Annotated in this window: 12 protein-coding genes; all 12 read left to right on the top strand. The window is 34.9% G+C overall.

Translation table 11 applies throughout. The annotated features are described in order from the left end of the window. Position 1: 1 nt before the first annotated feature. The 12 genes from OM075_RS17610 (at position 2) to OM075_RS17555 (ending at position 23,777) form a co-directional block, all read left to right on the top strand. Positions 2-1,120, top strand: coding sequence for an SGBP N-terminal domain-containing protein (locus OM075_RS17610; RefSeq protein ID WP_301191853.1), 1,119 nt, complete (start codon positions 2-4; stop codon positions 1,118-1,120). A 98-nt stretch (positions 1,121-1,218) separates the two neighbouring features. Next, positions 1,219-2,799, top strand: coding sequence for a glycoside hydrolase family 32 protein (locus OM075_RS17605; protein ID WP_301191852.1), 1,581 nt, complete (start codon positions 1,219-1,221; stop codon positions 2,797-2,799). 303 nt (positions 2,800-3,102) lie between these two features. Next, complete coding sequence (locus OM075_RS17600; RefSeq protein ID WP_301191851.1) at positions 3,103-3,798, top strand: T9SS type A sorting domain-containing protein; 696 nt, start codon at positions 3,103-3,105, stop codon at positions 3,796-3,798. Between the two features lie 155 nt (positions 3,799-3,953). Further along, on the top strand, positions 3,954-5,513 hold the full coding sequence (locus OM075_RS17595) for a glycoside hydrolase family 32 protein (RefSeq protein ID WP_301191850.1): 1,560 nt from the start codon (positions 3,954-3,956) through the stop codon (positions 5,511-5,513). Between the two features lie 825 nt (positions 5,514-6,338). Beyond that, entirely contained in the window at positions 6,339-9,095 is a 2,757-nt protein-coding gene (locus tag OM075_RS17590) for a substrate-binding domain-containing protein (protein WP_301191849.1), read from the top strand. Positions 9,096-9,807: 712 nt separating this feature from the next. After that, positions 9,808-12,963, top strand: a complete 3,156-nt coding sequence (locus OM075_RS17585) for a SusC/RagA family TonB-linked outer membrane protein (RefSeq protein WP_301191848.1) — start codon at positions 9,808-9,810, stop codon at positions 12,961-12,963. Positions 12,964-13,116: 153 nt separating this feature from the next. Next, positions 13,117-14,631: a RagB/SusD family nutrient uptake outer membrane protein gene (locus OM075_RS17580; protein WP_301191847.1), complete on the top strand. Its 1,515-nt coding sequence runs from the start codon at positions 13,117-13,119 to the stop codon at positions 14,629-14,631. Positions 14,632-15,224: 593 nt separating this feature from the next. Next, complete coding sequence (locus OM075_RS17575) at positions 15,225-17,477, top strand: beta-glucosidase (protein WP_301191846.1); 2,253 nt, start codon at positions 15,225-15,227, stop codon at positions 17,475-17,477. 20 nt (positions 17,478-17,497) lie between these two features. Beyond that, entirely contained in the window at positions 17,498-19,147 is a 1,650-nt protein-coding gene (locus OM075_RS17570) for an alpha-L-rhamnosidase-related protein (RefSeq protein ID WP_301191845.1), read from the top strand. A 16-nt stretch (positions 19,148-19,163) separates the two neighbouring features. Then, positions 19,164-20,918 carry a pectate lyase-like domain-containing protein gene (locus tag OM075_RS17565; protein ID WP_301191844.1) on the top strand — a complete coding sequence of 585 codons (1,755 nt, stop codon included), beginning with the start codon at positions 19,164-19,166 and terminating at the stop codon, positions 20,916-20,918. 22 nt (positions 20,919-20,940) lie between these two features. Further along, the gene (gene bglX / locus OM075_RS17560; protein ID WP_301191843.1) at positions 20,941-23,208 is read left to right on the top strand and encodes a beta-glucosidase BglX; all 2,268 of its coding nucleotides are present in this window, start codon (positions 20,941-20,943) and stop codon (positions 23,206-23,208) included. A gap of 335 nt (positions 23,209-23,543) precedes the next feature. Further along, positions 23,544-23,777: a putative signal transducing protein gene (locus OM075_RS17555; protein ID WP_301191842.1), complete on the top strand. Its 234-nt coding sequence runs from the start codon at positions 23,544-23,546 to the stop codon at positions 23,775-23,777. Positions 23,778-23,943: the final 166 nt, after the last annotated feature.

Genomic DNA, 23,943 nt, shown 5'->3' with positions numbered 1-23,943 from the left:
TATGAAGAATATTATGAAAACCAATATTTATAAATTTATCATCATCCTGTTATCAGTAGCCTTATTTTCTTGTGAAGAGGATGCCAAAGATAGTCTTGATTTTACAGGAGATACAAGTATTCATTCATTTGTTGTGAATGGAGTAGAGGGAACTATTAACGAAGAGAACTCAACCATTTCGGTTATTCTTCCTTCGGGTTCGGATCTTACAGGCTTATCACCGGAAATTACGATTGCAAATGGAGCAGATATAAGCCCGGTTAGTGGTGAGACTGTTGATTTTGCGGATGCAAACGGAAATTTATTGGATGTAACCTATACCGTTACCAATTCTGATTTATATCAAAAATATACGGTAAATGTTGATGTTGCCAGGGCTAAGATTTCGAGTTTTAAAATAGGATCGGTTGAAGGTACAATCAACGAACCCAATAAAACCATTGTAATCTATTTGCCTGAAGGTACTGATGTAACCTCGTTAATTCCAATTATAGAATATACAGATGGTGCAACTATATCGCCAGAAGCTGGTACTTCAGTTGATTTTACCAATCCGGTAACGTATTCATTGGATTATTTGGGATCTGTATTTAATTATGAAGTGACTGTTATATTGGGAGAAGCACCTACACCAATTCTTGTGCTTTACAATGGTGAGGATGTATCTCCAACATGGGAATCAATTGCAAGTTCAGTTAATAATGGAACAGTAAATCCTGTAACAGATGGTATAAATTCAACATCAACTTGTGTATCACTTCTTCGAACAAACGATGGAACTGATGCAGGTGGACGACCATGGACAAGCGGTGCGCTATGGAATGCCAATCAGGTAAATGTTGATCCGGCTATTTATGGAAGTATAACTGTAATGGTATTGAAAGATGTTGCTGGCGATGTACAGCTCGAAATACAGGAAGCTGGTGAACTGAACAAGGATTGGTTGCACGCCGACTATTCTGCTGATCATGTGGGCGAATGGCAAGAGCTAACCTTTGTAATTCCGGAGAGTCGTACTGCTGTGATTAATAATATTCTTGTTATGCCTCATACTCCTGAAACAGGTTTTGAAACACAAACCATGTATTGGGATGAGGTAAAAGCACATCCAATAGAGTAAATGATCTGAATTCTTAAAAAATAATTGAATTAAGGTTAGTAATTGAAATAAGCGGACGGGATATTCCCGTTCGCTAATCAAACAAAATTATAGCGAATATGAAGATTCTACCACTATTATTAATGCAATTCATGCTATTCTTAAACACCAGTTGTTCTAAGGATGAGAAAGATGATCCAGAGGAGGTTCCGATAGTTGTAGACACAACAACAACTTGCAGGTCAGTTGTTGAAAGTAGTGGTTATTCAACCTTTTACAAACCTCAAAGCGGGTATGTTGGAGATCCGATGCCTTATTATAATTCGGATGATAATAAGTATTATTTGTTTTATTTACAAGATTGGAGAAATGGTTCGCCTACAGAACACCCAATTTATTGTACAACAACAAGTGATTATAGCACTTTTACAGGTTTTACAGAGGCAATACCTACAGAAACAGCCGATTCGCAGGAAGCGTATTTGGGAACCGGGAGCTTTATAAAAAATGCAGCGGGAAGGCTTTACGGTTTTTATACCGGACACAATGGAAGTTTATATCCTGCTGAGAAAGTAATGCTGGCTACTTCAAATGATATGAAGACATTTACAAAAGTTCCTTCATTTACATTTGAAGCCCCTGATGGATATGATAAAAATAATTTCCGTGATCCATGTGTGTATTACGATCCAACCAGATCGGCCTATGTAATGTTAGTCACTTCCATTAAGGATGGGAAAGGAGTATTGGTTCGATATTCATCATCAGACCTTGAAAACTGGGATTTAATATCTCCTTTAACAGATTTCAATTCGGATGCTGAAATTCTGGAATGCCCGGATATTTTTAAAATGGGTGATAAATGGTATTTGGTGTTTTCACGCATTAACAGGGATGAACACAGAAAAACATTTTACAGAGTATCCGATAGTCCTGATGGTCCTTGGGTACGTTGTGAAGATGCAAGCGGTCACCATGAAACTATAGATGGATTGTATTTCTATGCCGGAAAAACGGCTTCAAATGGTACTGATCGTTATATCTCAGGATGGTGTTCAACAGGTCAGGAGGTAAATGGGAATAACGAATTGGATTGGGCTGGGAGTTTAATTACCCATAAACTGGTTCAACAACCCAGTGGAAAGTTATATCCTATGATACCCGAAGCAGTGGATCATAAATTTAACACGCCGGCTCCATATTCAATGTTAAAGTCTCAGGGAGATGTAACAGGTGATGAGGGTTCCTATGTTCTCAATTATCAGAATGAGAGATCATATGCATTATTTAATAGAAATACCGTTCCTGTAAAGATTGAATTAACCATTGATGCATCACAATCTACAGGTTTTGGATTTTCTTTTGGTGCATGTGATGATATGTCTGAAGTGTATTCTGTTGCTTTTGATTTGACTTCTTCAAACAAGTGGTCAATGCCGAGTCTGTTTATGAATAAAGAGACTAATTACTCAACAGGTTCATATACGACAGAATTAAATTTTACTCCCCTTATTGTTCCGGATGATAAGGTTTTCGATATAAAGATTGTCATTGAAAAATCAATTTGTGTGGTTTATGTGAATGATAACGTAGCCTTTACCAACCGTATTTACAAAATGGATAAGAATCCATGGACCATTTTTGTAGACAACGGAACAATTGACGTTTCAAATCTCTCTGTTTACAAAATAGGAGATTAATGATAAATGCAAATCAATAGTTGAAAAAATGAATAACACAGACTCAAAGGCACAGAGAGTAGTATATATAACACTTATAAATTGCACTAATTAGAAAAAGAGAAGTAATCAAACACTATTATTATGAAATTACAAAGAGTTCACAGAGGTAAATCTTTGCGGATTTTATGAATTTCATTAAAAAAGCTCAGAGTCTCAGTGCCTTTGTGTTCATTTTCAATCCTTGAATTGTATTATAAGTTCTTCAAAACAAATTAGCTAGCTAACATCAATATCTATGTTTAATTTTTAAAAAGTAAAAAAATGAAAAATCTAATATTTACCCTTGTATTCATTGTAGTAAGTCTTGTTGTTAATGCACAACCTTATAATGTTACCATTTCAATAGATATGACATCTTATACAGGTTCGGATTATGATGCAGTAGTAATTGGAGGAGGTATTAATGGATGGAATGGTGCACTAACGTTAACAAATGAACCTGGAACAAATATATGGTCAACTACGGTTCAAAAAGAAGGCTGGATCGATTACCGTTTTGAAGTTACGGGAGGAGTAGTTGGATGGAACTGTGAATTTCGTGATGAAGCTACCGGAGCTGAAGTAACAGGAGAAGGATCTTGTTTTACAAATCCTTGGGATGGCAATCAAACAAACGTGCATTGGTATGAAGTTACAGAAGATATAGTGTTACCCACCATTAGCTGGGAATCATGTGAATGTATCAGTTGTAACCCAACAATTGCACCAGATGTTAAAACAAATCAAGTTGAAGTCTTTGTAAGTAGTTCCAATCTGCTGATGATAAAAGATTTGGATCAAGGAACGGTTAATGTGAGTATTTATGATATCCAGGGTAACTTAAAGATAGTTAAGACTGTTCAGAGTGTAGGAAGTGAACTAACAATGGATTGTTCTCAATCCCTATGTAGCGGATTATATATTATTAAAGTTGAAACTGAAAATAGTGATATCGTTAAGAAAATAATGATACACTAATTAATTCCATAGTCTTACTGTTAATGAAGTTTTAGTTTATTAATACAGGTCCCTTGAAGTCTGTTTTATAACCTGAATTCGATTTAGTTTTTATGTCGAATTCAGGTTAAACAGATCGTGTTTTAATTAAAAGAAAAATTTAAGAGAAAATGATAATGAAAAATAAAATAGCCTGTGTAATTGCAGCTTTTCTAATTGTTTTTTTACATATGAGTTGTAAGAATACTGAAACTTCCAAGGAGGTTATAGAAACTGAGAAGTTTCGACCACAATTTCATTTTACTCCTGAGGCAAATTGGATGAATGATCCCAACGGAATGGTTTATTATGATGGAGAATATCATTTGTTTTACCAGTATTATCCTGATAGTACGGTTTGGGGTCCGATGCATTGGGGACATGCGGTAAGCAATGATTTAGTTCATTGGGATCATCTTCCAATAGCTTTATATCCTGATTCATTGGGGTATATTTTTTCAGGAAGTGCAGTGATTGACTGGCAAAATACAACAGGATTTGGATCAAAAGATAATCCGCCAATGGTAGCTATCTATACCTATCATAATATGGATGGAGAAAGAGCCGGTAGAAATAATTATCAATATCAGGCGCTTGCGTATAGTTTAGATAAAGGAAGAACATGGACCAAGTATAAAAACAATCCTGTTTTACCTAATCCGGGTATAAAAGATTTTCGTGATCCCAAAGTAATCTGGCATGAGGAATCTGAAAAATGGATAATGATATTAGCTGCCGGAGATATAGCAAAAATATATTCGTCTAAAGATCTGAAATCATGGTCTTTTGAAAGTGATTTTGGAAAAGGAATAGGTGCTCATGGAGGTGTTTGGGAATGTCCGGATTTGTTTCCTATTCAGGTTAAGGGCACTAAAGACAAGAAATGGATCATGTTGGTGAGTATAAATCCAGGAGGACCTAATGGAGGTTCGGCAACACAATATTTTGTTGGCGATTTTGATGGCAAAACTTTTACTCCAGAAAAGAATGAGAGCGATTGGCTGGATTACGGAAAAGATAATTATGCAGGTGTAACATGGTCTGATATTCCAAAAGAAGATGGTCGCAAGTTGTTTATAGGATGGATGAGTAATTGGATTTATGCACAAACTGTTCCAACTGAAAAGTGGAGAAGTGCGATGACTTTACCACGAGAAATACAACTTGTGAAAGAAGATGATCAATATAAACTTACAACTTTCCCTGTTAAGGAGTTTGAAGACTCCAAGGTATTGAAAATGCAGATAAATAAAATGCTGTTTTCAGGAAAGTCGGATATCAATAATATTGACTTGGATTTGAGTTCTTGCGAATTAAATTTTGTTTTTAAACCTCAGAAAGGATCATTAAATGGTCATACAACAGCTTTTGGTTTGTTATTAAAAAATGATGCAGATGAGGAGTTGAAAATTGGCTATAATATGTTGTCAAAACAAGTGTTTATAGATAGAACAAAAATTAATACACAGTTTACAGATTCAAATTATTTAAGTGAGGATGTGGCACAATATTCTATTGGAGAGGAAATCAAAATGAAAATTATCATTGATGCTTCTTCTGTAGAGGTATTTGTTGATGAAGGAAAATTAGCCATGACAAATATTGTTTTTCCCGAATCACCATTTAGTGAATTGTCACTTTTTTCAAGTTTAGGATCTGTAGAGCTGGAATCAGCAATGTTTTTTAATGTGGAGTAGGGGTTGGATGTGGCGGAGAGCAGAGAGCGTAGAGAAATAGGGCTGAGTGCATATGGCATTGAGGTGTTTTGATAGGAGAAAGTAATCAGGGAACAAGGAGCAGAGAGGTGGTTTTAATACTTATTTACATTTACAGTGGTATTAGTGATTTTTCAAATAGGTCTACAACCACCTCCCGGTTCGTGCCTCACCGTACTCCTCCTTGAAAAAAGGAGGAGAGTTGATTTACATGATGCAGATATAATAATAGATGTAAAGCTTTTTTTTAAAAACATTGTTTATAGTTGAAAAAGATACCCTCTTACGACTGGGAACCCCAGCATCAGCTGGTGAGCCAAAATAAATGGAAAAGGCAGAAGGGAAAAGGGAACAAGTTGGTTAATGAAAACCATTAGAAATCTTCACTTAAGAAAAGTTGTATTGGGTCTTTAGTACCGCCTAGCATGTTAAAGCGTTAAGAAAATAAGTAAAAGGAGCTTTAAAAAAGAAAAGCTGTTTGAGCACAATTTAGAACTTGTAGGGATTTGAGTAACAAATTCCACAAGGTTCTTAATTGGGTGAGTTCTTTTTTTTTAGCGGAGAGCACTTAATTTTAGCTTTTATATGCAAGCGGTGGTCTTCTTTGTTTACTTTCTTCGGCAGCAGGAAGAAAGTAAAAGCCTTTGAGGCTTGAGCAAGAGTGGAATGGAGAAAGCAGAAAGTATTCGGGAACACGGAAAAAGAAGATATGCTTAAAAAACTGATGTACTCTTTATATCCAATGCTGTAAGCACTTTTCTTGCTGCATTTAGTTATCTTTATAACAAATTCTATAAATAGCTTTCTATGGGGAAAAAGTTAATCCTTGTTATAATAGTGGTATTGTTTTCATTCACATCATTTGCTCAAAAAATACATAGAATTGCTTTTTCTCAATGTTCAAGTGGTGATTGGCGACAACAAATGGAGAAGGAGATGCAACAGGAGTTGATGTTTCATCCTGATTTAGAGTTAACCATCAAGTATGCAGGTGATAATACTTCGCTCCAAATTCAGCAAATAAATGAACTGGTAACAGAAGGAATTGATTTATTAATTATTGCTCCCATAGAAATTGAAGCAGTAAAGCTAGTTGTAGAAGATTTATATAAAAAAGGAATACCTGTTGTTTTAATTGATAGAAAGATTGAATCGGATAAATATACTGCCTATGTTGGAGGAAATAATTTTTTAATTGGTTATACAGCCGGTATGTATATTGCAGATATTTTGAATAAACATGGTGATGTTATTGAAATATTAGGAGCCTTAAGTTCTTCCCCTGCAAAAGAAAGAATGCAAGGCTTTGAAGATGCTTTAATTCAAAATACAGGAATATCTATTGTTGATAGAATTTATTCAAATTGGAGTAATCAGGTAGTATTGGATAGTTTATCATCCTGTTTAAAGGCTAATCCTAATGTGGATGCCATATTTGCCCATGCTGATTTTTTAGCTGCTGCAGCCAGTGAGGTTATTACCCGTGAGTTTTCAAATCGAAATATTAAAATTATTGGTGTTGATGGTTCTCCTAGTGTTGGAGGTGGAGTTGAATTAGTTGAAAACCATGTAATTGATGCTACGTTGATTTATCCTACAGGAGGAAAAGAGGCTATCATCCTTGCATCTAAAATATTATCTGATAGTCCATTCAAAAAAAATAACCTGTTACCAACCACTTTAATTGACGAGCGCAATGTTAAGATAACCCGTTTGCAGTATAATAATATTGAAAACCTGCAAAATGATATTGCCCGATCTAAAGGAATGCTGGATCTGCTTGGAGGAAGATATAAAAAGCAGCAATTATTACTTTTTATCACCTTATTTTCTTTTGCATTAGTGGTTGTTCTAATTTTTCTGCTTTTTAAAGCTTACAAGAATAAAAAAAATGCAAACCAAAGTCTTGAAGAACAAAAGGAAGCCATATCGAAACAAAATAATGAACTCACCAGGATGTCAGATCAGCTTAAGGAGGCAACCCAGGCCAGAATGCAATTTTATACCAATATTTCGCATGAGTTCAGAACTCCATTAACCTTAATCGTTGGACCTCTCGAAAACATTATAAAGACACATAAAACGGATGAAGTCTTAAATCAAGAATTAAAGACTATCTATAGTAACTCTCTACGTTTACTGCGATTAGTAGATCAAATAATGGATTTCAGAAAAATTGAGACAACCAAAATGAAATTAAAGGTTGGCCATTATAATCTGGATGAGTTTATGCATAGCATAAAAAAAGCATTTCTCAGTTTATCTACAGAAAAACAAATTGATGTTGAGGTTGTCAACAATAGTGCTAAGTTATCTCTTTGGTTTGATTGGGATAAAATGGATAAAGTGATGTTTAATTTAATGTCAAATGCATTTAAGTATACAGCTAAAGGAGGAAGCATTCAAATCATTTTAGACCGCTTGAGTGCAGATGATACTGAAGACTATGCAAAAATAGAGGTTAAAGATAATGGTGAAGGAATACCTCAGCATGAAGTTGAAAAAATATTTGATCGTTTTTATCAGGCAGATTCCACTGTTTCCTATAAAGGAACAGGAATTGGTTTGTCCTTGACAAAAGAACTGGTTTTATTGCATAAGGGAAAAATTACAGTAGAAAGTAAATTAGGAGAGGGAACCAGTTTTAAGATTTTACTTCCTTTAGGTAAGAAACATTTTGCTCAGGATGAGATACTGTCAGATGCTAAAATGAAAGAGCATCCTGTAATGGTAGATTTTACTGAATTTGAGCAGAGCGACAAGCTAATAGAAGATATAACAAAAGAAACAAGTAATACAGAGGGGGAAAAACCATTACTGCTTATTGTGGAAGATGAACCTGATATCCGGAAATATATCAAATCATGTTTTTCGTCAACAATGTATTCCATAATGGAGGCAAAAAATGGAAAAGAAGGATTAAAACTGGTGGAAACAGAAGGTCCTGATATCATCATTTCGGATGTAATGATGCCTGTAATGGATGGATTAGAACTAACCAGAAAGGTTAAGAGCGATCTCAGATATTGTCATATTCCAATGATTTTGTTAACAGCAAAGTCCTCACTGGAGCATTTACTTGAGGGGTTGGAAGAAGGAGCAGATAGTTATATTGCCAAACCTTTTAATAAAGAACATCTGCAAGTAAGAGTTAAAAAATTGTTGCAAGCTGAGGCTAAGATGAGGGAGAAATACCAGGAACCCATAAAGTTGGCTAAAGAAGAGAAAGGAATGAGTAGGATGGATAAAAATTTCCTTTCTAAAATAAGCAATGTAATCATAGACAATAAATTAGATTCTAAAGTTAATGTTGAAGAATTAAGTCATCTTGTAGGTCTGTCAAGGGTTCATTTATACAGAAAGATCAAAAAGATAACCGGTTTATCGGTAAGTGAATTTGTGACTCAAACTAAATTGAAGCAATCACTGACATTACTTAAAAATACAGATAGCACTATTGCTGAGATTGCTTATAAAGTAGGATTTTCAACACCATCTTATTTTACCAAGTGTTTTAAAGATCATTTTGAAATATCACCAAGTGATTACAGAGAATCCATTTAGAATTTATAAGATGGCAAATAACCTTGTTGGGACTATATTATAAATAGACAATATTTTATATGTTAAAAAATCACTATTGATTTTTTTGATTCCTTGTTTTATTAAAATGTATAGTTCTTGATATACAATAGGTATTATTCATTTTGAAATGATTTAGCATTGAAGACCAATGGTATATTGTATCTCTATATTAAAGAACAATAAATCAATAAAAAAGCCCCTGTCAGAACGTTTGACAGTGGCTTTTTTTATGCAATAACAATACGAACTTTTCAATTTTATTTCATTACTATCTAAAATATTTCATTTAAAAGGTGGAACACACAGACCCAACTTCATTTGTTCATTGGCTGAGGATAATGTTTAATCTACTAAAGGAGGATAATCTTTTTTTATTTGGGACAGATTTTTAAAAAAAATAAAAAAAAATGTGAGTTTCAACTGTGTGTGTTATATGTTAAAACTTACTAATAAATGTAACCACTTATTAAGAGTGGTTTTTGAGAAGTAAATAAATCAGTGTTAAATCCAACATGTAATTAATATTGAGTAATTAGCTGGCAGCTTAATGTTAATTATATAGAAATGAAAAATCTATGAAAAAATTAACAATGAAACCTCAACGATATCCTTAGGAAAAAAAACAGGGAAATGCGGCAACAATTCCCTGAAAAAGAGTTTTTTATTCGTTCACATTAAACATTACAAATTTATGAAAAAAATCCATTTATTATGGGTATGGGATTCATATGCCCTAAAAAAAATCTTCAGAATGATGCGAGTTGTTGTTTTGCTTTTAATTCTTGGAGTTGCAAATACATTTGCAGAATCATCGGATACACAAAAAACAAGAGTGTCCAATAATATTAAGAATAGTAAAGAAATGAACCAGCAATTAATGACAATTACTGGTGTTGTTTCTGATGATAAAGGAGAAGTAATACCAGGAGTATCTGTAGTTTTAAAAGGATCAACAATTGGAACGATAACCGATATAGATGGTAAATATACAATCTCAGATGTTCCTCAAGGTGCAACTTTGGTATTTTCGTTTATAGGAATGAAATCACAGGAAATTATTATTTCAGGTAAAAGTGTGATCAATGTTTCATTAAGTCAGGAAACTATAGGATTGGATGAAGTGATTGCGGTTGGATATGGTAAACTATCTAAAAGAAATGTAACTGGTGCGGTACAAAGTCTGGAGACTGAAGAACTGGATGATATACCTACTGCTCAGTTAACTCAAAAAGTACAAGGTAAATTAGCTGGTGTTCAGATTAATCAAACAACAGGAACTCCAGGACAGGGTATGTCTATTCGTGTTCGTGGTCAGGCTTCTATTAATGCAGGTAATGATCCTTTATATGTGGTGGATGGTTTTCCTATTACAGGGGATATTGCCAATATTAACCCTGATGAAATTGAAAGTATTTCAGTTTTAAAAGATGCTTCTTCAACAGCGTTGTATGGTTCTCGTGCTGCCAATGGTGTGGTAATGATAACCACTAAACAAGCAAAAGCGGGTCAGTCACAACTTTCAGTAAATATGTACCGTGGTGTTCAGGTTATTCCTGAAGAAACCAAACCGGATATGATGAATGCCACTGAGTTTGCAAGGTTTAAAAAGGAAATTGCAGAAGAAAATGGTTGGGCTGTACCTGAAGCATTCCAGAATCCGGAACAATATGGAAAAGGAACGGATTGGTTTGATGTTGTTACCCGTAATGCTGTTATTGAAAATTATTCGGTATCCTACAGTGCAAGTAAAGATAAGTTTAAATCCTCAGTAGTTGGAGGTTTCTTTAACCAACAAGGGGTACTTTTAAATTCTGATTATAAACGCTATTCATTGAGGGTAAATTCAGAATATAAATTCAATGATAAAATGACAATAGGTGTTAATGTGGCTAACACAATTACAACCAATAAATCTCCTCAAAGTGATGGAACCTGGTATGAAACACCAAGTGTGGTGCAAGGTGCATTATTAAAGTCACCTTTAGCGCCATATAAAAATGAAGATGGTACACTTCCAATTGATGCCGGTAACTGGGGATATAATCCTTATGGTGCTTCTGCAGGACCAAACTGGTACCGCCAGGTAAAAGAAGTTGAAAACAAAGGGAAGAATATTGGCTTAATGTCTACTGCCTTTTTCGAGTATGAACCTATTGAGGGCTTAACATTTAAAACATCCGGTGGTATCGATTTAGCCAATAGTACATCTGATTACTGGCATCCATCAACAGCAGGTGGTATTTTTGATCCTCCAACAGAATCTGATGCTAACAGAATTTATGCTACTCATGGAAGTAATTTCGGATATTCATGGTTATGGGAAAATACAGCTACGTATCAAAAGACTTTATCAGGAGGGCATAATTTCGAAGTTTTATTTGGTACCTCAGCTCAAAGTGCTTATGGAGAAAGCGGATCGTTTACAGCCAGAGGATATGCAAATAACGATGTGAAAACATTTAATGCAGCAACAACAATTACTGGATCTACTGATATTGAAGAGTGGTCATTAATGTCAGTATTAGGTCGTCTTAACTACGATTATAATGGTAAATATATTGTTTCTGCAGCTTTTCGTAGAGATGGTTCATCCCGTTTTGGTTCAGATAATCGTTGGGGTACTTTCCCTTCAGCTTCAGTGGGTTGGGTAGTTACAGAAGAAAACTTTATGAAGAAGTTTGAAAAAGTATCTTTCTTAAAGCTACGTGCCAGTTATGGTGTTACCGGTAATAATAATATTGGTAACTATACACAATATGCAAATATGACAGAAACCAACAATCCGGTAAATGGTATTTATACCAACGGTAAAAGTATGGAAGGTTTAAATAACACAGAACTAGGGTGGGAAACTACTACTGAAATTGATTTAGGTGCTGATATTGGTTTGTATAACGACAGAATTTATTTAAGTTACGATTATTACAAACGTAATACAGAAGATTTATTGTATTCTGTATCTATTCCTATCTCGTCCGGTTTTTATAATTATATAACAAACATTGGGGAGTTTGAGTTTTGGGGACATGAATTTGCTTTAACAACCAAGAATATGGTTGGTAAATTTAATTGGACTACCAATTTTAATATAGCATTTGCTCGTAATAAAGCTGTTGCACTTGGTACTGCTAATGCGGCAATTTATGGTGGTGCATCCATTACAGAAGTTGGTCAACCAATCGGTCAATTATACGGATTGAAATGGGAAGGTGTATATATGAATCAGGAAGACTTTGATAATTCTCCTCATCATGATGGAGCACAAGTCGGAACTGTTAAATATGCGGATATTGACGGTGATGGTAAAGTAACTAATGATAACAGAGATCAAACTGTAATTGGTCAGGCCGCTCCGGATTTTACTTTAGGTTTCACCAATAGCTTTTCATATAAGAATTTTGATTTGTCGATTGTATGTTCTGGTGCTTTTGGTCATGATATTATTAATTATCAGGAACGTTTTACAACAAACTTAGATGGAGCTTTTAATGCTTATAAAGCTGTTGACCGACGTTGGAGATCACCAGAAAATCCTGGTGATGGACGATATGGTAAAGTAATTGCCGGAACAACAGGGCAGGAACGTGATTGGATGAGTTCTAAATTTGTATACGATGGAAGTTACTTTACGATTAAAAATATTACGTTAGGGTATAAATTACCTATCCGTAGTAAAGTTGTGAAAAACCTAAGAATTTACGGAAGTATCCAGCAGGCCTATGTATTTACTGATTACCCTGATAATAATCCTGAAGTTTCTTCTGCAGGAGGAATTGATTCTGGTGTGGATTATACCACTTACCCTGTGCCAAGAACTTTTACTGTTGGACTAAACGTGACTTTGTAAAAGATTCTCGAAATTAAGAATAAAGAACTATCAAGTTCTCGTAGTTATAAAATTTATATACATGAAACGAGCCATGAGAAGATATTTACACCTAAAAGGATAATTATTTTCATGGCGCGTTCCTTATGGCAATTAAAAGCAAATTTTAGACATATGAAGCAATATATATTAACATCATTATTAGTTGGTTCACTTTGTTTTTCATCATGTAATGATGAATATTTAACAAACCTCGATGAGACCAAAGTATCAGCTGAAAGTTTTTATCAAACAGAGTCCGATTTTGAATTGGCTAATGTAGGAATGTACGTTCCCTTACGAACCTTATACGGAAATGGAGTAGCTGATTATGGCGCATGGGCTATGGGAGAAATGCGCTCAGATCACACTTGTTTTATGTATAACATGAACAACCGGGGGTATGCTGATCGAGAGTATATTGATCAATTTATTGATGACTCTAATGGAGGAGGAGTTTCTACAAAATACTCCAATAACTATATCATCATTGGTAGAGCAAATCAGATTTTAGCTCGCGTTGAAGAGGCTGATATTAGTGAAAGTGCCCGAAATAATTACAAGGGACAAGCCTTGTTTTTGAGAGCATTTGCTTATTTTGACCTGGTGCAGTATTTTGGAGATGTACCCTTGGTAATTGAAGCACCAACTACCTATGATGAAACCATTGTAGGAAGAACAAGTGCCAGTGCAGTTTATGAGCAAATAATTAAAGATGCTACTGAAGCTGCAAGATTATTGCCTTCTGTTGGAGAGCAAGCAACGGGTTATGTAGCAAACGGTGCAGCTTATACTTTATTAGGAAATGTTTACCTGGTTTTGGAAGAGTGGGCTAATGCGGAGGATGTCTTATTAAATGTAACCGGTTATTCTTTAATGGATGATTATGCCTCAATTTTCAATCCTTCAAACAAGAATAATAATGAAATGATCTTTGAGGTTCAGTATGCAGCAGATGATACCAAGGGAACATCCAGTTATTTTGGTGTGAACTTTTTACCTTCATTAAGCAGTCCCGGTGTTCTTGCAGGTTATCCCGAAAATAGTGGAAACAATCAATATGCAGGATGGAATGCACCAACACCTGATCTGGTTGATTTATTTGATGTAAATGACTTACGATTTGAAGCTTCAATTGCATTTTTTACAGGAGAAATCTATGAAAATCAACCTTATGTGAAGAAGTTTTCTCATGGATGTGAAATATTTCCGCATTGTGATGAAGACTGGCCGGTATACAGATATGCAGAAGTTCTTTTAATGCTAGCTGAGGCCGTTAATGAACAAGGAGGTAGAGCAGGAGAAGCATTAGCTTATTTAAATGCAGTGCATGCACATTCCAGAACCGGATTATCAGAACTTGCCATTGCAGATCAAGCTGAGTTAAGGGATGCGATTATGTTAGAAAGACAATTTGAATTAGCCTTTGAAAACAAACGTTGGTTAGATCTTGTAAGAACAGGAAGAGCTACTCAGGTAATGCAAGCACAGTGCGCTAAAGTATTGGCTAATCCTCAGGCTTACTATTATCCTGAAGGAGTTTATCCTTCCGCTGATTCCTATCAGTTTGATGCACACCGACTTTTATTCCCAATTCCAAATGGACAAATAGAAATCAATCCTTTGTTAACTCAAAATGATGGTTATTAAATATTAATAGGTTGTAATCCTGGTGCATATCAAAAGCACCAGGATTGCATTATCCACAATGTAATTGAAACAAAAACGAGTTGTAATATTCTGGTCCATTGCAGTCAAGACCAATTGATACGTCTTTTTGATATTCCCTGAATTAAATTATTCCCAATTTATAATTTATAACGCATTAGCCAATCCAATAAATTACCATGCGTTAAAAGAAATGTAATTTTAATAATTTCAAATTTGGATACCTTAATGCATATCATTAGTGTTGATGATATACACAAAAATAATCATAAAGTAACTACACAAAATCATTATCAAAAAAGATGATTTTTAACTGTGTGTAATAGTCGTTAAAACTTACTAATAAACGTAAGCACTTGTAAAGCAATCATAAATGTGGCGAAGCAATAAAATGGGGATTTTAAGATTCATTTATGTATTGCAGTATGGAATTAATTAGCCCATATCGTTTACACAGAATAAGAATATGAAGTTGAATTAAAACAGATGTAAAGAACTCAAAAGAAAGCACAATTTCATTATGTGGGGAATGTTTTCAGATGAGTTTTAATCGCACATTTTAAAAATATAAACAGATGAAGTTAGTAAGCCGAAGGAATATTTATTTGTTATTAGGCGCATTTGTTATTGCCAGTTGTAGTCCTAAAAAAATTGAATTAGGTACAAGTTCAAACAAGGATGTGATTGCAGCAATGACATTAAAAGAAAAAGCTCAGGTACTGGTGGGTAACGACCCCGGGTTTCCCCGGGGATACCCATCAGGTTTTGGTGGAGCTGATACCTTATTTAATTCAGAACCACCTGTAGTTGGGCAAACTAAGCAAATTGTTCCGGGAGCAGCAGGAACAACATATCCTATTCCGAGATTAGGAATACCAGCTATTGTTTTAGCTGATGGTCCGGCAGGAGTTCGTATAGCACCTCAACGTCCGGATACCTCTAAAACCTATTATGCCACTGCTTTCCCTATCGAAACCCTTTTAGCCTGTTCCTGGGATACGGCTACAGTGCGAAAAGTTGGAGAGTGTATGGGAAACGAGGCTTTGGAGTACGGAGTAGATATACTTTTAGCTCCGGCTTTAAATATCCATCGTAATCCTTTGGGTGGTCGTAATTTTGAATACTATTCTGAAGATCCATTGATTTCTGGAGAAATGGCTGCGGCCATGGTAAATGGTGTTCAGTCAATGGGTGTTGGTACTTCAATTAAACATTTTGCAGCTAATAATAATGAAACCAACCGTATGTCTATTGATGCAAAAATTGATGACAAAACCCTTCATGAAACCTATTTAAAAGGTTTTGAAATAGCAGTCAAGAAATCTCATCCCTGGACAGTGATGTCGGCATACAACAAAATTAATGGTGTTTATTGTTCTGAAAATCCTGATTTGTTGGATTCCATCCTAAGAAAATCGTGGGGATTTGATGGATTGGTAATGACCGACTGGTTTGCCGGGAGAGATAGAATAAAACAAGTTATTGCCGGAAATGATTTGTTAATGCCGGGAAGTTCTTATATCGCAGAAAAAATTGCTGAAGCAGTGCAGAATGGAACTTTAGATGAAAAATTATTGGATAGAAATGTGGACCGAATTTTAAATGTCATTAAAAAAACCCCACGTTTTAATCATTATACTTATTCCGAAACACCAGACTTAAAAGCTCATGCTAAAATTGCAGAACAGATTGCATTAGAAGGTATGGTGCTTCTTAAGAATTCAGATGATGCTCTTCCTTTTACCAATGATATTAAGAGCATAGCTGCTTTTGGAATAGGAACGTTCCAAACCATAGCTGTAGGAACCGGAAGTGGTAATGTAAACAGAGCTTATACCATTTCGTTAAATGAAGGATTATTAGCTCAAGGTTATAATATTCCTGAAGAGTTAAAAGGTTTATACGAAGCTCATGTTGAAAGCGAGAAAAAACGAGTAGGAGAAAAGTCTTCTTATTTCCAACCGGACATCATGTTAAAGGAAAAGGATTGGTCTGCAGCTGATTTAAGTAAATATGCCCAAACTTGTGATATTGCCTTATTTACTATTTCAAGAACCTCAGGTGAATTTGCAGATAGAAAAATACAAGATGATTTTGCATTAACTCAGGAAGAGCAAAATATGCTTAAAAAGCTATCAAAAGTATTTCATGCAAAAAATAAAAAATTAATTGTAGTTCTTAACGTTGGTGGAGTTGTAGAAACAGCATCGTGGAAATTGTATGCTGATGCAATTTTATTGGCATGGCAACCAGGGCAAGAAGCAGGAACTGCAATTACTCAAATTTTAAAAGGCGATGTATCTCCTTCAGGAAAATTGAGTATGACATTCCCACAAAAATATACTGATGTACCTTCAGCAACATACTTTCCTGATGCTTCAAAAGATCCTAAAAAAGTTACATATACAGAGGGGTTACATGTTGGCTATAAATACTATTTAGCTAAAGGAATTAAACCTTCCTATGAATTCGGATTCGGACTTTCCTATACTTCATTTGAAGCAAAAGATATTACTGTTTCTGCAAAAGAAGATGGAGTTTATGATTGTGATGTTACCATAACTAATAGCGGAAATTTTAGTGGAAAAGAAGTGGTTCAACTGTATATTAAAAATCAGGAAGGTATAGTAAAACTTAAAGATTTTGCTAAAACAAATACGCTTAATAAAGGTGAGTCATCTAAAATAAATATGGTTTTAACACACGATGATTTTACCAGTTATAATGCCGAGAAAAAACATTGGGAAGTTCAACCAGGATCTTATCAGATTATGATTGGAAATTCATGTGAGAATATTTGGTTTACAAAAGATGTTGAGCTAAAGTAATAATAAATAAAAACTGATATATGAACACTCTATTGAAAAAAACTATAGCTGCTGGAGCTTTGTCAATATTATTGGCAATTAGCTCGGTAACGGCACAGAATTACTATAAGAATGGTAAGGCCTGGGTTACAAAAGCAGAGGCATTAAAACCTGTTTTAAAAGAAACTATTATTGAGCCTAAAAGTATTGTTGAAATAGTAAAAAATAAAGATGCTTTTCAAGGTTGGGAGGCTAAAGCTGTAGCCCCAATCGATTCTTTATACGATCAATCTATTCGTAAACTAAATAGTGTAATCGTTGATTTAGGAGATCATTATACCGGATATTTTTCTTTTGATCTGGCAACTATCTGGGGATCTCCCGATTCACCGGTTCGATTTCGTTTTACTTTTGGTGAGGTACCTTCAGAGCTAGTAACTCCTTATGAGCCATTTAATGGCGGTATTAGTCGTGCCTGGTTGCAGGATCAGGAATACAATATCATGTATCTTCCAGGATCTTATAAAATTGATCGACGAATGGCGTGCCGATATATAAAAATTGATTTGATTGGTAGTTCTCCTTATTTCGATTTTAAAATCAATAATCTAAAGTTTAAAGCAGTTACTTCGGCAAAAAATACACCAAAAGAATTGCCGGCTTCTACACCGGAAATGATTAAAAATATTGATAAGATTGGTTTAAATACATTGAAAGAATGTATGCAAACAGTTTATGAAGACGGACCAAAACGCGATCGGCGTTTATGGGTAGGAGATATGTATCTGGAGTCATTGGCCAATGTATATTCATTTGAAAATCATGAATTAACCAAAAGATGTTTGTATATGTTAGCTGGTTTAAGTGATGATGAGGGATATGTATTAGGAACTGTTTTTGAAGCGCCAGAGCCTCATGCTCAGGCTGGTCAGCGATTAATGGATTATTCATTACTTTATAATGCCACATTAAAAGAGTATTTAGCAGCTACCAACGATATGGAAACGGCAAAGGAGTTATGGCCAGTAGCAAAACGACAATTGGCTATTATTAATCAATATGTTTCTGATAATGGTTTGGTAGATTATGAAAGGGCTAATGGAGAATGGTGGTTATTTTTCGATTGGAAAGATGGTTTAAATAAAGCTGCAGGAATACAGGGATTAATGATTTTTGCGTTAAATGAAACCTATGAGTTGGCTAAACTTTTAAATGTTGAGAACGAAATCAGTGAAGTACCTTCTTTAATTAAAAAGATGAAACGAGCAGCATTAAAAAATATGTACAACTTTAAAACCGGATTGTTTGAATGTGGCGATGATCATCAGATTTCTTATGCATCTCAGGCATGGATGATTATGGGAGATGTTCTTTCTGAAAAAGCCAGTCAAAAAGCATTAGCTAATGTTATGAAACATCAGGAAGCGCTCCAACCTGGAGGTCCTTATATGTATCACTATTTTATACAGGCTCTCGTAAAATCAAATATGTATGATGAGGCTAAAACTGTGTTAACAGATTTTTGGGGAGGAATGGTTGATAAGGGAGCTGATACATTTTGGGAAGTATATGATCCTACCAATGATTTAATATCTCCATATGGATTTTTTCCAATCAACAGTTATTGTCATGCATGGAGTTGTACTCCTGTATATTTTATCAGAAAATACCCTGAAATATTTCAAAAATAAATAAGATACAGATTGTATGATTTTGATAAATAAGAATTCATTTACCAAACATAGTATCTATTTATATTTTCTGTTGTTATTGATTCTAACAGGAGGTTGTAATACTCAAAACAAAAGTGTTTTATCTGAAATTGATTTTGGGAAAAATGTTTATGTTTTTTCTCCCGATATGAAGATGGAGCATATACAACATATTGCAGATTCTGTTTATGTATTGCAAAGCGATAAACACAGTGAATTTAATGAAAACCGATTTGCGCTTTTGTTTATGCCTGGCGAATACAATCTGAATATTAAGGTTGGGTATTATACATCAGTGGCAGGTTTGGGGCAAACACCCAACGAAGTAATTATAAATGGAGGAGTGGAAGCATTTGCTCCTCCAACTTATAATGGAAGTGTTTTAATCAATTTTTGGCGTTCAGTTGAAAATTTAACTATTGTTCCAACTAAAGATTCAACAAATGTTTGGGCGGTTTCGCAAGCTGCCCCAATGAGGCGTGTTCATATCAAAGGTAATTTACGTTTGCATGATCATGGTGCTGCCAGTGGAGGTTATTTATCTGATTCAAAAGTTGATGGTAAAGTAGATTTTGGTCCGCAGCAACAATGGTTTTCCAGGAATTGTCTATGGAATAGTTGTTCCGGAGGTTTATGGAATATTGTTTCATTAGATGTATTGGGTGCGCCTGAACATCAATGGCCAGAACGACCTTACCTTTCTCTTGAAGATACACTCTTAATTAGGGAAAAACCTTTTTTAGCGCTTAACAAGAAAAATGAGTTGGTTGTTAAAAAGCCTCTTCAGCGTAAGAGAATGCATGGGATAAGCTGGCTAAATTCAGAAGATAAGGATTATACAGAAGTAAATATTGTAGATTTTTATATTGCACATTCAAATTTAGATAACTCAAAATCTTTAAATGCCGCTTTACAAAAGGGCAAGCATGTATTGTTTACTCCAGGAATTTATAAACTGAACGAAAGTTTACAGGTTACAAATCCAGAAACAATGCTAATTGGTATTGGACTTCCAACCTTAATTCCTGAAAATGGGAATGCTGTTATGGAAATTGCTGATATTGATGGAACAACACTTTCCGGACTATTGGTTGATGCAGGTTTACAGAAGTCAGAAACCCTGATTCAATTTGGAACTCCGGAAAGTAATCATAACCACAATAATAATCCTTCCTATATTTTTGATCTCTTTGTACGTGTTGGCGGATATATACAGGGAACTACTCACAATTGTTTAACCATAAACAGTAACAATGTTGTAATCGATCATATTTGGTTATGGAGAGCAGATCATGGAAATGGGGCCGGTTGGGATTTAAATAAAGCAGCAAGCGGACTTATCGTAAATGGAGATGATGTAACAGCTTATGGTTTGTTTAATGAGCATTTTCAGGAATACCATACTGTGTGGAATGGAGAAAATGGAAAGGTTTTTTTCTATCAAAGTGAGATGCCCTATTTTGTGCCTTCACCAGAGGAATGGCAACATGATGGAACGAATGGTTACGCATCTTATAAAGTTGCTGAAAATGTAAATAATCATGAAGTCTGGGGCATGGGAATCTATAATGTGTTTTTTAAGAGTCCTGTAATTGTTGATCAGGCTGTTGAGACGCCTTCTCATATCGAAAAGAAACTTAATCATATAACAACGATTTGGCTTGGTGGAAATGAAAGTAGTGAAGTTAGAAGTGTAATTAATGGAAAAGGTCAATCTGTAAATATAAATAACAGAAAGGCTGTTTGGTAATACAATTTAATTCGGATACAAATTGAAACGGTTAATAAATATTTTTATAGTTATAGCAATCATTTTGCTTTTGCCGATGTGTAACAGAACACAGAATCAAGCGGGTAAAGTGGCTCAAGAAATGCTCAGTTATATCGACTCTTTGATGTCGAAAATGACACTCGATGAAAAATTAGGGCAGTTGAATTTATTAGCCTGGGATGGTAGTTTAACTACCGGTGCAGCTGCAAATACAGGTGTTAGCCAGAAAGTAGCTAATGGATTAGTAGGTGGTTTGTTTAATATTGAATCCCTGCAAGAGCGACGAAAAATTCAGGAGTTAGCTATAAGACAATCCAGATTAGGTATTCCGCTTATGTTTGGACAGGATGTGATACACGGACACCATATCATTTTTCCTATTCCGTTGGCTTTATCGTGCTCATGGGATTTGGATTTAATAGAACTTACAGCTAAGGCAGCCGCTTATGAAGCAAGTGCAGATGGTATTGACTGGGTATTTTCGCCTATGGTTGATATATCTCGTGATCCACGCTGGGGTAGAGTTGCAGAGGGTGCCGGAGAGGATACCTATCTGGGATCTCTTATTGCAGAGGCAATGGTAAAAGGATATCAGGGTACCAATATGGCAACAGATGAATCTGTGATGGCTTGTGTTAAGCATTATGCGTTATATGGTGCCGCTGAAGCAGGACGAGATTATAATACTGTGGATATGAGTAAAATCAGAATGTTTCAGGATTATCTTCCTCCATATCAGGCAGCTGTTGATGCCGGAGTTGGTTCTGTGATGACTTCTTTTAATGACATTAATGGTATTCCTGCAACTTCTAATAAGTGGTTGATTGATGATGTGCTTCGAAAAAACTGGGGATTCAATGGATTTATTGTCACTGATTATACAGCAATTAGCGAAATGGGCAATCATGGTATTGGTGATTTAAAAACATCTTCGGCTCTGGCTATTGATGCCGGTATTGACATGGATATGGTGAGTGAGGGCTTTGTTAATACATTAAAACCATCCTTAGACGAAGGGGCTGTATCATTAAGTGTAATTGATCAGGCTTGTAAAAGAGTGCTCGAAGCAAAATATAAACTAGGGTTATTTAACGATCCATTTATTCGATTGAAAAAGGATAGTGTAAATAAGCTTAAAGAAACTGAGTTTATGGAGCTATCACTGATGGCAGCTCAAAAATCATGCGTCCTATTAAAAAATAATAATACACTTCCTTTAAAATCAGACCAGAGAGTGGCCGTTATCGGTCCTCTGGCTGATTCTAAAAAGGATTTATTAGGAACATGGGTTTTAAGTGGAGAAATGGATAAAGTACAATCCATAAAAGAAGCGGCTCAAAAAAAGGGTAATATTCTTTATGCCGAGGGAGCAAAACTCACAGATAATAAAGAATTACGAAAGCTGATTAATTATAATCCAGGAAACAAAGTTGATGAAGTAATGTTGAAAGAAGCAGTTCAAACTGCGCAAATGTCAGATGTAGTAGTGGCTGTCTTAGGAGAGTCTGCTGCTATGTCGGGCGAAGCTTCCAGTATGGCTGATATTTCTTTACAGCGCACACAAAAACAGTTATTAAGAGCATTAGTCAAAACGGGTAAACCGGTTGTTTTGGTATTGGTAGGCGGCCGGCCTTTAACTTTGGAGTGGGAGGCCGAAAACTGTGCTGCCATACTGCAATGTTGGTCAGGAGGAACGCAAACTGCACCTGCAGTCTCAAATGTTTTATGGGGCGATTATAATCCTTCTGGCAGGTTAACCATGTCATTTCCTCGTAAAGTGGGGCAAATTCCGGTTTATTATAACATGAAAAATACCGGTCGCCCACTGATTTCGGGAATAAAATATACATCTCAGTTTATCGATGTTTCAAACAAACCACTTTATCCTTTCGGCTATGGTTTAAGCTATACTTCATTTGAATATGGAGATTTAACAATACATGATAATGTGATGCATCAGGGGGATACAATTACAGCCTCAATAACCATAAAAAATATTGGAGAATACGAAGGAGAAGAAACTCCTCAATTGTATATAAGAGATTTGGTTGCAAGTGTTACCCGTCCATTAAAGGAGCTAAAAGCCTTTAAAAAAGTGTATTTAAAACCAGGAGAAGAAACAACAATTGAATTTCAGATTTCTGATAAAGATTTAAAATTCTTTAATGATAAACTAGAATATTTAGTTGAACCTGGAGAATTCCAAATATCAATAGGACCTAATTCAGAAGATGTAAAAACTCAGAATTTCCACTACAAATTAAAATAAGAATTAACTATTAGTAATGAGAAATCAGATGACGTACTTTTTTAAGTGTTGTTGTCTGATTTTTTTTATTTTTATCAAATGAAAGGATTGTTTTTAGTTCGAGAAAAGTAATCTAATTGGCAAGGAAATAATACGTGTTTATACCAGAGATATGTTTATATCCTTTTAAGGATAATTGTTTTTTGAGTACATAATATCAGGAGGTTAGGAGTATGATAATAAATAGTACCTATAAAACTATAACTAGCCTATGAAAAAAATCATACATCTGATTAATATATATACGCATTGTTGATAAAAAGAATATCTTTATTAACAAATCAAAAAATCTTGACATGACTCAAATGAATGATACGATAAAAGTTTTTACAGGTAGTGAAGTAACTGTAGCTATGATTAAAGGAGAATTAGAAAATCAGGGAATATCTTCATTAATAAAAAGTGATTTTAAATCAGGTATAGCTGCAGGGTTTTCTGGTGGAGTTCCATCTGCAATTGATCTCTATATTGAAAGTAAAGATGTTGAACGAGCGACTCCAATTATAAATGACTTGATCAAAAGCATTTGAATATAATTTTTAATACCTTAAAAAATCATAAGGTTATTTACTTGTAAATGGTTTTAGGACTTGGACAGGATTAACAAGATGAACAGGATTTTCTGTTTCAATAATGAAACAAGCTTTATAAAAGGTAAAGCTTACCTGTAAATTCTGAAATCCTTCAGAAAATAAA

Source organism: Plebeiibacterium sediminum (assembly GCF_026013605.1).
Classification (GTDB): domain Bacteria; phylum Bacteroidota; class Bacteroidia; order Bacteroidales; family Marinilabiliaceae; genus Saccharicrinis; species Saccharicrinis sediminus.
The sequence above is the reverse complement of the archived record's forward strand: the minus strand, read 5'-3'. Positions and strand labels throughout refer to the sequence as shown.

Excerpts from the sequence above, each read along its gene's own strand:
- OM075_RS17610 (WP_301191853.1), top strand. The coding sequence starts at position 2 with ATGAAGAATATTATGAAAACCAATATTTATAAATTTATCATCATCCTG.
- OM075_RS17605 (WP_301191852.1), top strand. The coding sequence starts at position 1,219 with ATGAAGATTCTACCACTATTATTAATGCAATTCATGCTATTCTTAAAC.
- OM075_RS17600 (WP_301191851.1), top strand. The coding sequence starts at position 3,103 with ATGAAAAATCTAATATTTACCCTTGTATTCATTGTAGTAAGTCTTGTT.
- OM075_RS17595 (WP_301191850.1), top strand. The coding sequence starts at position 3,954 with ATGAAAAATAAAATAGCCTGTGTAATTGCAGCTTTTCTAATTGTTTTT.
- OM075_RS17590 (WP_301191849.1), top strand. The coding sequence starts at position 6,339 with ATGGGGAAAAAGTTAATCCTTGTTATAATAGTGGTATTGTTTTCATTC.
- OM075_RS17585 (WP_301191848.1), top strand. The coding sequence starts at position 9,808 with ATGAAAAAAATCCATTTATTATGGGTATGGGATTCATATGCCCTAAAA.
- OM075_RS17580 (WP_301191847.1), top strand. The coding sequence starts at position 13,117 with ATGAAGCAATATATATTAACATCATTATTAGTTGGTTCACTTTGTTTT.
- OM075_RS17575 (WP_301191846.1), top strand. The coding sequence starts at position 15,225 with ATGAAGTTAGTAAGCCGAAGGAATATTTATTTGTTATTAGGCGCATTT.
- OM075_RS17570 (WP_301191845.1), top strand. The coding sequence starts at position 17,498 with ATGAACACTCTATTGAAAAAAACTATAGCTGCTGGAGCTTTGTCAATA.
- OM075_RS17565 (WP_301191844.1), top strand. The coding sequence starts at position 19,164 with ATGATTTTGATAAATAAGAATTCATTTACCAAACATAGTATCTATTTA.
- OM075_RS17555 (WP_301191842.1), top strand. The coding sequence starts at position 23,544 with ATGACTCAAATGAATGATACGATAAAAGTTTTTACAGGTAGTGAAGTA.